Origin of the sequence: Pseudoalteromonas sp. Z1A6 (assembly GCF_011378745.1) — a bacterium.
Classification (GTDB): domain Bacteria; phylum Pseudomonadota; class Gammaproteobacteria; order Enterobacterales; family Alteromonadaceae; genus Pseudoalteromonas; species Pseudoalteromonas arctica.
Genome location: NZ_WTKW01000122.1, coordinates 1 through 11,462 on the forward strand (window position 1 = coordinate 1; position 11,462 = coordinate 11,462).

Sequence of the window (11,462 nt, forward strand, 5' to 3'; positions counted from 1 at the left end):
TGTAAAAAATAATACGTAATCAGTTGTTTTATTTAAATAATAATTTTAATTATGAAAGAGAAAAAAACATTTTATAAATACTGACGTAAAATGCCTTTTTGTTGCAAATAAGCGAAAACCTATTTATTCAACGGTAGGCTCAAGCGCAGAAGGGTCTATAAAATGCTCTTTCATAAAGGCTTTCATTTCATCCTCGCTTGCTAGTAGCTTAATTCCACAGTGCACACCTGCGGCATGCTCTTTAACACTGCAAATTTCACCTTCAAAATCTTTATCACTGCTATTAAGTACGACAGTGCATTGCATATCTTTAATACTTTCAACTTGCTGATCGCCTCTAATATCAAACATTACACCAGTGAGTGAAATGTCTTTAATAAGGCCTTCAAGTACCCTATCGTCACTTAGTTTTAGCTTTGCAGGTAATAAGGTAGGTATGCGTGTTTGTGAGCGTAGCGCAAATAACTGCACTTGCTTTGGAAAGTTTATAAACACGAGTTTAGCGGGATGAGAGGCTACCGACATAATTTGCTGGCGAAACGCAATAACTTGCCCACCACTACCTTCAATAAGCGCTCTTACAACAACCATTACGCCATCACGTAAATAGTCACTCGCCACAGGTAAACGCTTTGCATTGGGATAATTTAAAATAATAAACTGTTTATCGAGTAAACCAACTAATTCAGTTTTAACACGCTTACTGCTTGTAGGTGTTAATATTTCTAGGTCGACTAAGCTGCCTACACTTATATGCTTTAGCTTTTCTAAATTTGTTGGCATATCCCTTTCCCACTAACTTGTATTTTAAAATTCAAATGGCTCGTTTAACCACGCCAAAATGTAGGCGTAAATAGTACTAATAAAGTAAATATTTCTAAACGACCAAACACCATTGCAATGGTAAGCAACCATTTAGCACCATCGGTTATAGCGCCATAATGCGATGCTACATCACCCAGACCTGGACCTAAGTTATTTAAACAAGCCGCAGTGGCTGAGAACGCAGTTATGTTATCCATACCCGTGCCCATAAGCGCTAACATAATAATAATAAACACCAACGCATACGCAGAGAAAAATCCCCACACGGCTTCTACTACTTTGTCTGGCAACGCCTTTCGACCCAGCTTGATTGAATATATAGCCCGTGGGTGCACCAAACGATTAAGCTCACGCACACCCTGCAAGTACAGTAAGAACACGCGCACTACTTTCATACCACCACCAGTAGAGCCTGCACAACCACCAATAAAGCTCGAAAATATAAGTAAAATAGGTAAAAACAAAGGCCATGTTGAAAAGTTATCAGTAGCAAAGCCTGCTGTTGTACTCATAGAAACAGCTTGAAATAATGCCTGATCGAGGGTTTCATCGCCATTAGCAAATATTTCATTAGAGGAAAGTACGGTAAAACAAATAACCACCAGCGCTAATTGAATACACAAAAACACCTTAAACTCAGGGTCTCGAATATAAACTTGTACGTTTCGACTCGCCACTGCAGCGTAGTGCAGGGAGAAGTTAACAGCGGCAATAATTAAAAAGAACACACAAATAAAGTTAATTACAGGGCTGTCAAAGTGCCCCATGGAAGCATCGTAAGTAGAAAAACCACCTATCGCGACCGTTGAGAATGCATGACATATCGCATCAAACCACTCCATCCCTGCTGCCCAATAAGCCAGCATACAAGCAATAGTCAGCGACACATAAATATACCAAAGGTGCTTTGCTGTATCGGCAATTCGCGGGGTCATTTTGGAATCTTTTACAGGCCCAGGTATTTCAGCGCGATATAACTGCATACCACCAACACCTAGCATGGGGAGTATAGCGACAGCGAGTACGATTATACCCATACCGCCAAACCACTGGAGTTGCTGGCGATAAAACAACACCGACTTAGGTAAGTACTCAATACCGGTAAGTACTGTAGCGCCGGTGGTTGTTAAGCCAGAGAATGCTTCAAACACCGCATCGGCGAGCGATAAATTAGGTTCTTGTAAAAATATAAGCGGCAAGGACGCAAACGCCCCAAGTACCAGCCAAAACAAAACAACAATTAAAAAGCCTTCACGTGCTTTTAAGTCACCGTTTTCATGGCGGTTTGGGTAGTAAGCCATCATGCCAATAACAACACTAAAGATAAATGCTAAAACAAAAGGAACACCACCACCATCTTTATATATTAAAGACACCAGTGCCGGAGGCACCATGGTAATACTAAACAGCGCAACAAGTTGGCCAATAATTTTTATGATGGTACGAAATTGCATTTAGCTTGTCGCTTTTATTATTAGTAAATTCAGGCTGAGTAGTATCAACCAAATTAAATAGGGTCAGTATGCATTACATGCAATTTGTGTAGGTTATTACTCTTTAATAGTTAACTCAACTGCGCCGTGACTTAAATCAAAAATATCTTTGATTGCTTGCTGAGCTTCGCGGCTATCTATTGTAATCACCCATTCAATATTAGCAGTAAATTGCTTATCAATATTAAGCACTTGATACTTTGTTTTTAATAACTGCTCAATCGCACCTTGCATGCTGTACTCGCTACTCCCTGTAATTTCAACACTGGGAACTTTAAGTACCGTTTGCAATTTTACTAATGCATTATTTAATGAGCCACCATAAGCACGTACTAACCCGCCCGTGCCTAATTTTATGCCGCCAAAGTAACGTGTAACAACAGCTGTGATTTCGCCAAGGCCTGAACCCACCAGCACATTTAACATAGGTTTTCCTGCAGTGCCATTTGGTTCACCATCGTCCGAAAAACCATAAACATGGCTGCCACCGGGGTTGCCTGCCACATGTGCCCAGCAGTTATGACGCGCATCGCTATACTTTTCTTCAATGCTTTTAATAAATGCTTTAGCTGAATTTAAATCGGGGGTATGTGCAATGTGAACTATAAACGTACTTTTTTTAATTTCTTCTTGATGAAAAACGTCAGTAGCGGGATATTTATATTCAGACATATTTTAAACTTGTAAAAAGGGGGCCAAAAGGCCCCTTTAAATAATGTACGTATTTTAACGTGTATAAACTAATTAGTGTTAACTAGAATTAATCGAGCGCTAAATCTCGTGTCATATTCTCTAAGCTATCTTCGTGAACAATAATGTTATCTTCAATACGAATACCGCCAAATGGTTTAAATGACTCAACCTTTTCCCAATTAATAAATTGCTTATTATCGGTTTGCGCTAAATCACCAAGCAGTGAATCAATAAAATATAAGCCTGGCTCAATGGTAAACACTTGGTTTTTTTCAATCAGGCGAGTACAACGCAAAAATGGATGACCTTCAGGCGATGGCTGATGAGTGCCTTTTTCGTCACTCATAAAGCCGCCCATATCATGCACTTGTAAACCAAGGTGATGCCCTAGACCATGCGGGAAGAAAGTAGAGGTAATTTTACGCTCAACAATTTCCTCAGCAGGTAAATTAACAATTTTAAAATCACTTAGAATTTGTGCTATACGGTTATGGCATTCAACGTGTAAATCACCATAAAGCATACCCGGCTTTAAACCTTTACCTAATTCAATTTGTTGAACCGTCATAGCTTGCACAAGCTCAGCAAACTCACCCTGCTTTTTAAAATCATAAGTTCGGGTAATATCAGCAGCGTAACCATTAAAGTTTGCACCGGCGTCAATTAAAAATGAGTTATGCGTGTGTGGCGCTTTTGGATCAAAATGCGTGTAATGCAAAATAGCGCAGTTTTCGTTAAGCGCAACAATGTTGCCGTACGGCATTTCATTTTCGCTTTGACGTGTAGCCATTAAGTACGCTTGTTGAATATCGAACTCACTGCCGCCATTAAAAAATGTATCGCGCGCAGCTTTATGCCCATCTACTGCAATGCGGTTAGCGTTGCGTAAACATTCAAGCTCGTACTGCGTTTTATAAGCGCGGTGGTAATGAAAATAGTTAAGTACAGGCTCAGGGTTCATAATACTAAAACCAAGTGCTTGCGCTACTTCAATATATTCGCCCATGTAAGCGTATTTAGCTTTGTCGTATGGTAATAACTTTTCAACTTGATCAGGCTGAAGTAATAGCTCTATATCAAAGTACTCAGCCCAAAAGTCGCGAGGCTCGTCTGGTACTTTATGCCAAAAATCTACTGGACGATAAAATATTAGTTTTGGTTTGTCGCTGCCATTTACCACAATCCAGCAATGAGGATTATCAATAACCGGTAACCACGCTTTAAACTGTGGATTAACTTTAAATGGATAATACATATCATCTAAAAACTGGCGCTTAGCTTGGCCTGAATGAATTACTAATCCTTCTAACCCTTCGCTATTACAAATTGTACGAGTACGCTGTTGCAGTGTTGCAATATGTTCGGCGTATAAAACGGCTAATTTATCCATTGTTAATCCATCTGTTAAATTTAACTTGCTCTGAGTCTACCACTTAAACACTAAGCGCTCAAAAAAGGGGGATATTTAACATGTAAACATCCCCCTTATTAATACCTATACCTATCGTGTTAAGTTATTGGTCGATTGGTATCATATATTCAACCGCCCATTTTCATTTCGAGTAGCGGCGCTAATACATTACCTTCTCGGCCCATTCTTGTATGGTAAACCTGTCTGTACGCAAATACATTTTTTACGTAATCACGGGTTTCGCGATACGGAATAAGCTCTACCCATAACTCAGCCGGAATAGCGTCATCAGGTAACCAACGCTTTATACGGTGATAACCCGCATTATAAGAAGCTGTTGCCAGCACTTCATTGCCATGGTTTTTCTTTTTTAAGTATTGTAAGTAACTCGTACCCAACCTAATATTTGTTTTAGGTTGATATAAACGACTACTTGTCACACTGCCTTTATTTACATACTCAGCAGTACTAGGTAATAACTGCATTAAACCACGTGCATTAGCATGCGAGCGTGCATCTGGCGCAAAAGAGCTTTCGCGCCTTGCAATAGCAATACTCCAGGCAACATCTATTTTGCTACGTTTACTGTAGCGCTCAAATACATCTTGGAAAGCAAACGGAAAGCGTTGCTCTACGTTATCCCACGCTTTAATTTTTGCTAAAGTAAAAATAGTGCTGTCGTGCCAACCTAAATCGGTAGATAACTGTGATGCTGCTAGCTTTTCTTCATCGCTAGACGTATCCGTTAAATAATTCCACTCACGGCGCGCCGACGTAAAGCGCTCAATATCGTAAAGTGCTTTTGCGCGCTTATAACCTGGTGCATTCCTTACTTTATCTACAAGTACCTTATCAACAGCTAAAGGTTGATTATTTAAATCAACAGGTAAACCCAAACGCGCAGCTGCTAAAAAGCCGTAATAATCACGATTAGCCGCTACGGTTTTCCAAATGTCGTCGGCTTTTTGTTGCTCACCACGTTTTGCATAGCTGTAAGCTAACCAATATTGTTGGCCAAGGCTTAAGTTTTCTTTACCTGTAAAAAACGCAGCGATACCTTCCCAATCTTGGGTTTTGAGCATATTGCCCAGTTGCCATTGAATAAGCTTGCTGTCTAGTCGCTCTTTTGGCACTTTATTTAGCCAAAAGCTCGCTTGTTTATGCCCGCTTGAAGCAAGCGACAATGCAAAAGTGTAATACACACCCGCTTTTTCCTCATCACTGTACTTAAATATTTTTTCTAACTTTTCCCACGCCTTCAAAGCAAGCTCTTTATCGCGCCATATTAAACGCTTAACACCATAAAGTGCTATTTGGCCTTCTTTAGCTGACTTATTTTTATATCTATATAATCCAGCTGCAACGCTTGGATCTTTACGTACTTTTAAATATAAATCTGCTAAGTAGCTTTCATTTTTAGGTAACAGCGTTTTTAAATAAGGTAGTAAGCTTTGCGTACCGCCATCAGCAGCAAGTGTAACGCGCTTCCAAACGGTTTCTTCTTTCATGTAGCCTTTTTTACGCCACTGTGAAAATAAACTATCGCACTCATTTGGCTGCGACTTACCCACAGCCCATAGGTCGGTTACCTGATTAAATATTGCTTTTTCAGGTGCGCCCAAATCAAGCTGAAAATCTAAATAAGTACAGGTAAGCCCAGTATTAGACGTTTCACGGTAATTACGAATATAAGCTGCTTTTTTATTTTTCTTTTTTAAATACTCTAACCATGCTTTACGTACCGGCCACTCAAGCGGAGTATGTTGATATATGTTTAAATAGTCTTCTATCTCTGCTTGATACTTAATATTTGGATGGCGCTGCCAATATGTTTTTTCAACGTAAGGTTTCAACGGATGATTTAAGCCACTAACCGCTTCTTTAAAGTCTTGGTAGCTTCCGTACCTTACTTTTTTTTCGGCATCTAAAAATGCCTCGTTATCGATACTTGCCTCGGCAGAATAAAGAGGGAAAATGAATGCAGCTGCCGCAACACTTAATAAATATTTTTTCATAATGTCCTTTAATAAAAAATTAAAGTAGTGAATAAAAACTTTTCAACCACCTTAGCACCAAACCAGCTATATTTTAACCAGTCGATTGTAACCGAGTTAAATTTTTCGTTGCATTTTTAATTTAAAGCAAGCACACTGATTGAAATGCAAACTCATCGTACCAGTCTTAGTTCGTCAACTAGGGAGAATAATAATGTTATATAAAAGCGATTCCTTTGAAGTTAGCTTCCTAAAGGAAAGCATCGCCGAGTTTAAGTTTTGTGTTGCAGGTTCTGTAAACACATTATCTCAAAAAACTCTTTCAGATTGCGCGGCAGCATTAAAAGAATTAGCCGCTAATACTGATATCAAAGGCATGATTTTTACCAGTGATAAAGAGCACTTTATTATTGGTGCCGATATCTTCGAATTTTTACCAACGTTTACTAAACCAGAAGCAGAATTAGTAACGTGGATCAAAAATGCAACAGACGTTTTTGATGCAATCGAAGATTTACCATTCCCAACCCTAACCGCTATAAACGGTATGGCACTTGGCGGTGGTTGTGAGTGGGCACTTGCTACCGATTATCGTATAGCAAGCGAAACAGCTAAAATGGGCCTACCAGAAGTTAAGCTTGGCATAATGCCAGGGTTCGGTGGCACAGTGCGCTTACCACGTATCATTGGCGCCGATAACGCAATGATGTGGATTACCTCTGGCGCAGAAAATCGCGCAGCAGATGCCCTTAAAGTAGGTGCGTTTGACGCGGTAGTTAGTACTGACAAACTTTTAGAGTCAAGTGTATCAACGCTTGAACTTGCGATTGCTGGCAAGCTAGATTGGCAAGCAAAACGTAACGTAAAACTACAGCCACTTAAATTAAACCGTGTTGAGCAAGGCATGAGCTTTGCTATGGCAGAAGGTATGGTAATGGGTAAAACCAAAGGCCACTATCCTGCACCGGTTATGGCTGTACGTACTATTAAAGCAGCGGCAAACTGTACTCGCGATGAAGCAATGGCAATCGAAAATGCCAACTTTGCTAAATTAGCACGTACACCAGAAGCAGCAGCTCAAACAGGTATATTCCTAGCTGACCAATACATTAAAGGTAAAGCACGTAAATTTGCTAAGCACAGCGATGTAGAAATTAAACAAGCAGCTGTATTAGGTGCAGGTATTATGGGCGGCGGTATTGCATACCAGTCTGCTTATAAAGGCACACCTATTATAATGAAAGACATCCAACAAGATGCGCTTGATTTAGGTATGGGTGAAGCGTCTAAGTTATTAGGTGCAAAAGTTAAGCGTGGCCACATGCCAATGGAAAAAATGTTGGCAACTCTTAGCAAAATCAAACCAACACTTAACGATTCAGACCTACAAAGCGCCAACATTATTGTTGAAGCCGTTGTAGAAAACCCTAAAGTTAAGCAAGCAGTACTCGCTGATCTTGAAAAGAACATGCCAGAAGGCACTGTACTTACTTCAAACACATCGACTATTTGTATTGATTTACTAGCACAAGCGCTAGATAAGCCAGAAAACTTCTGTGGTATGCACTTTTTCAATCCAGTGCCAAAAATGCCATTAGTAGAAATTATTCGTGGTGCTAAGACCTCAGATAAAACAATTAATGCAGTAGTTGATTACGCGCTTAAATTAGGTAAATCACCAATTGTTGTTAACGATTGCCCAGGCTTTTTTGTAAACCGTGTTTTATTCCCTTACTTTGCAGGTTTTAGCAAATTAGTGGTTGAAGGCGCTAACTTTGCAAAAGTAGATAAAGTAATGGAAAACGTATTTGGCTGGCCTATGGGTCCGGCTTACTTACTTGATGTTGTAGGTATTGATACAGCGTTCCATTGTACTGGCGTAATGGCTGACGGTTTCCCTGAGCGTATGGCTCGTGCTGATAAAGACCCTGTGACTATTTTTGCCAACGAAAAACGTTTTGGTCAAAAGAACAAAGCCGGTTTTTACAAATACGAAACAGATCGTCGCGGTCGTCTTAAAAAGTCTCATGACGAGACAGCAGTTGAGCTATTAAGCCCAATTACAGACGCACCAAAAGAATTTGATAAACAAGAAATCATCGACCGTTGTATGATTCCAATGATTAACGAAGTGCTACTGTGTTTGCAAGAAGGCATTGTTGCCTCTCCGCAAGAAGCAGATATGGCATTAGTTTATGGTGTTGGTTTCCCTCCATTTAGAGGCGGCGCGTTCCGTTACTTAGATCAAACTGGTTTAGCTAACTTTGTTGCAGCAGCAGACAAATACGCTCACCTAGGTGCGATTTACCAAGTATCTGAGCAAACTCGCAAGTGGGCCGAAGAAGGTCGTGTTTTCTATAAGGTGGAAGGTTAATATCATGAATAATCCAGTAATTGTAGATTGTATCCGCACACCAATGGGTCGCTCTAAAAGTGGCGTATTCAAACATAAACGTGCTGAAGACTTAAGCGCACATTTAATGAAAGGCTTACTTGATCGCAACCCAGCAGTTGATCCAGCATCAATTGACGATATTTATTGGGGTTGTGTACAACAAACATTAGAGCAAGGCTTTAACGTAGCACGTAACGCAGCATTACTTGCCGGTATCCCACACAGCGTACCTGCTGTAACGGTTAACCGTTTATGTGGCTCGTCAATGCAAGCATTGCATGACGCTGCACGCGCAATAATGACCGGCGCTGGCGACACTTACCTAATTGGTGGTGTTGAGCACATGGGTCACGTACCTATGACTCACGGCAACGACTTTCACCCAGGCTTAGCAACAACGATTGCACAAGCATCGGGCTCAATGGGTTTAACAGCAGAATACCTTGCAACGCTTCATGGCATTAGCCGTGAGCAACAAGATGAATTTGCTTACCGTTCACATCAACGTGCACAAGCGGCAACTGTTGAAGGCCGTTTTCGTCGCGAAATTTTAGCAATGGAAGGTCACGCAGCAGATGGTTCGCTTATATTAGTTGAAGACGACGAAGTAATTCGCCCAGAAACAACAGTAGAAGGCCTATCAAAACTTCGCCCTGTATTTAATCCTGCATCGGGTACGGTAACAGCCGGTACGTCTTCTGCACTTTCTGACGGCGCATCTGCAATGTTAGTAATGAGCGAAGAAAAAGCTAAAGAACTTGGCTTACCAATTCGTGCGCGTATTAAAGCAATGGCAGTCGCTGGTTGCGATCCATCAATTATGGGTTACGGCCCAGTACCAGCAAGTAAAAAAGCACTTGCTCAAGCCGGTATTACAATTGATGACCTAGGCGTAGTAGAACTTAACGAAGCCTTTGCAGCACAATCATTACCTGTAATGAAAGATTTAGGGTTAATGGATGTTGTTGACGAAAAAGTGAATTTAAATGGCGGCGCAATCGCACTTGGTCACCCTCTGGGTTGTTCGGGTTCGCGTATTAGCACATCGCTTATTCACTTAATGGAAGACAAAAATGTACGATACGGTTTAGCAACTATGTGTATTGGTTTAGGCCAAGGCATTGCCACTGTATTTGAACGTGTTCAAGACTAATTAGTTTTAAACATGTAAAACCATCTTGGTGATTAAAAAGGCGGACTGATTTTATTCAGTTCGCCTTTTTTATTAGCTTTAATTAAGTGAAAACGACCCTTTATCAAACAAGCATGTAACAGCGTAATTATGTGATCGGGCGTATTATTTAATAAAGCATTTTGAAGCTACTAAAAGCGTTAAATAAAATGCTGATCTAGATCTAAGTAAAATAGTTAAATTACACTTAAAATTGCGTTAAACTTCCAAACTTATTAATTGCTATACGCACTCACTGACGCAGTAATCACTTTAATTAAACAGGCCAATTTATTATGAGCTTTGATAACCCCGATCACCAATTAGATGCCATAGGCCTACGCTGCCCAGAGCCAGTAATGATGGTGCGCGCTGCCATTCGTAAAATGAGTGATGGTGAAACGTTATTAATAACCGCTGATGACCCGTCAACAACTCGCGACATTCCGAGTTTTTGTACGTTCATGGATCACACGCTGGTGGCTAAAGATGCAGAAGAAGCACCGTATAGATATGTGGTGAAGAAAGGGTTGTAGTGGTTATAAACTTATTACTACAACCTGGTTCTTTTTACCTTTAAATACTTGCTCAACTTTAGGTAGAGCATCATCAAAGTTAGTATCTCGATCTACATCACTGTGATAAATTAATACATCTAAAAATACGCTACAAAGCTCTTGGCATATGTATTTAGCATAATCACTTTTATAAGTGTTGTGTGTTGAAATATTCCTGATAATTCGGGCTGAGTTCAATAGCAACTTTTCATCTCGGCCTATACTTTTACAACACCTTGAAATGGCACTTTTTGCCGAATTCGCTTCCTCACCATTTTCTCTAGTTCCTATATCTTTTTTTGGTATAGTTCTTGGTTTCTCTTTTTTATTTAACACTTCAATGGCAGTCCAAAGCTCGCGTAATAAATTCATATGATTAAATTCATTAGCTGCGATAATATAACTACATAAAGTATCAATCACTTTTTTAGAATATTTCAGTTTGTGTAAATTTTGCTCTATATGATAACTTTTTGATAAAATGCTATCTGAAACACCCTCGAATTGAATTGACCATTTAGGGCGAGATATATAGTTTAGTTCAACATACTTTCTAAGCATCTTGCCATCACTTGCAGAATGTAAAGTATGCATTCCCCCAAGTCCAAAAACATTAAGTGATTTATTATTTTCAAAACTAAAAATACACTTTGTATACAATAAACTCCATATAGCTAACTTAGTTAATAAGAACTTATACGCTTTATTTAATGCTATATCTGGTGAGTATGCATCTAACTTTATAATCACTTTTCTATATGTAGCGGCTTCAAGACTACTTGTCCGCCCGAATTTTTCAGGATATGGATCTACAAAAGTAAATTCATACCCTTCTATACAACCTAATTTATCTTGTTCAATTGAGAAGTCTTGCGGAATATTTATAGCTGTTAGAAAGCAGTAAGAAATGAGTTTTTTTTCTG

Annotated in this window: 9 protein-coding genes; 3 read left to right on the forward strand and 6 right to left on the reverse strand. The window is 39.7% G+C overall.

Annotated features, from left to right (window positions below; translation table 11 throughout):
* Positions 1–123: 123 nt before the first annotated feature.
* The 5 genes from GQR46_RS09585 to GQR46_RS09605 all read right to left on the reverse strand — a co-directional run bounded on the left by GQR46_RS09585 (position 124) and on the right by GQR46_RS09605 (position 6,437).
* The gene (locus tag GQR46_RS09585; protein ID WP_165729282.1) at positions 124–783 is read right to left on the reverse strand and encodes a flagellar brake protein; all 660 of its coding nucleotides are present in this window, start codon (positions 781–783) and stop codon (positions 124–126) included.
* Positions 784–827: 44 nt separating this feature from the next.
* On the reverse strand, positions 828–2,279 hold the full coding sequence (locus GQR46_RS09590; RefSeq protein ID WP_165740810.1) for a TrkH family potassium uptake protein: 1,452 nt from the start codon (positions 2,277–2,279) through the stop codon (positions 828–830).
* Between the two features lie 96 nt (positions 2,280–2,375).
* Positions 2,376–2,990 carry a YigZ family protein gene (locus GQR46_RS09595; RefSeq protein ID WP_008171987.1) on the reverse strand — a complete coding sequence of 205 codons (615 nt, stop codon included), beginning with the start codon at positions 2,988–2,990 and terminating at the stop codon, positions 2,376–2,378.
* Between the two features lie 88 nt (positions 2,991–3,078).
* Positions 3,079–4,401, reverse strand: a complete 1,323-nt coding sequence (gene pepQ / locus GQR46_RS09600) for a Xaa-Pro dipeptidase (protein WP_165740811.1) — start codon at positions 4,399–4,401, stop codon at positions 3,079–3,081.
* A gap of 149 nt (positions 4,402–4,550) precedes the next feature.
* On the reverse strand, positions 4,551–6,437 hold the full coding sequence (locus GQR46_RS09605) for a transglycosylase SLT domain-containing protein (protein ID WP_165740812.1): 1,887 nt from the start codon (positions 6,435–6,437) through the stop codon (positions 4,551–4,553).
* Between the two features lie 193 nt (positions 6,438–6,630).
* Here GQR46_RS09605 and fadB point away from each other — a divergent pair, with 193 nt between their 5' ends.
* The 3 genes from fadB to tusA all read left to right on the forward strand — a co-directional run bounded on the left by fadB (position 6,631) and on the right by tusA (position 10,518).
* Complete coding sequence (gene fadB / locus GQR46_RS09610; protein ID WP_165729279.1) at positions 6,631–8,790, forward strand: fatty acid oxidation complex subunit alpha FadB; 2,160 nt, start codon at positions 6,631–6,633, stop codon at positions 8,788–8,790.
* Positions 8,791–8,794: 4 nt separating this feature from the next.
* Positions 8,795–9,964, forward strand: coding sequence for an acetyl-CoA C-acyltransferase FadA (fadA, locus tag GQR46_RS09615; RefSeq protein WP_007584192.1), 1,170 nt, complete (start codon positions 8,795–8,797; stop codon positions 9,962–9,964).
* Between the two features lie 314 nt (positions 9,965–10,278).
* On the forward strand, positions 10,279–10,518 hold the full coding sequence (gene tusA / locus GQR46_RS09620; RefSeq protein ID WP_007377644.1) for a sulfurtransferase TusA: 240 nt from the start codon (positions 10,279–10,281) through the stop codon (positions 10,516–10,518).
* A gap of 3 nt (positions 10,519–10,521) precedes the next feature.
* Here the strand turns inward: tusA and GQR46_RS09625 are convergent.
* The coding region (locus tag GQR46_RS09625) for a hypothetical protein (RefSeq protein WP_165740813.1) at positions 10,522–11,462 on the reverse strand (941 nt) is incomplete at its 5' end.

Excerpts from the sequence above, each read along its gene's own strand:
- GQR46_RS09585 (WP_165729282.1), bottom strand. The coding sequence starts at position 783 with ATGCCAACAAATTTAGAAAAGCTAAAGCATATAAGTGTAGGCAGCTTA.
- GQR46_RS09590 (WP_165740810.1), bottom strand. The coding sequence starts at position 2,279 with ATGCAATTTCGTACCATCATAAAAATTATTGGCCAACTTGTTGCGCTG.
- fadB (WP_165729279.1), top strand. The coding sequence starts at position 6,631 with ATGTTATATAAAAGCGATTCCTTTGAAGTTAGCTTCCTAAAGGAAAGC.
- GQR46_RS09605 (WP_165740812.1), bottom strand. The coding sequence starts at position 6,437 with ATGAAAAAATATTTATTAAGTGTTGCGGCAGCTGCATTCATTTTCCCT.
- GQR46_RS09595 (WP_008171987.1), bottom strand. The coding sequence starts at position 2,990 with ATGTCTGAATATAAATATCCCGCTACTGACGTTTTTCATCAAGAAGAA.
- tusA (WP_007377644.1), top strand. The coding sequence starts at position 10,279 with ATGAGCTTTGATAACCCCGATCACCAATTAGATGCCATAGGCCTACGC.
- fadA (WP_007584192.1), top strand. The coding sequence starts at position 8,795 with ATGAATAATCCAGTAATTGTAGATTGTATCCGCACACCAATGGGTCGC.
- pepQ (WP_165740811.1), bottom strand. The coding sequence starts at position 4,401 with ATGGATAAATTAGCCGTTTTATACGCCGAACATATTGCAACACTGCAA.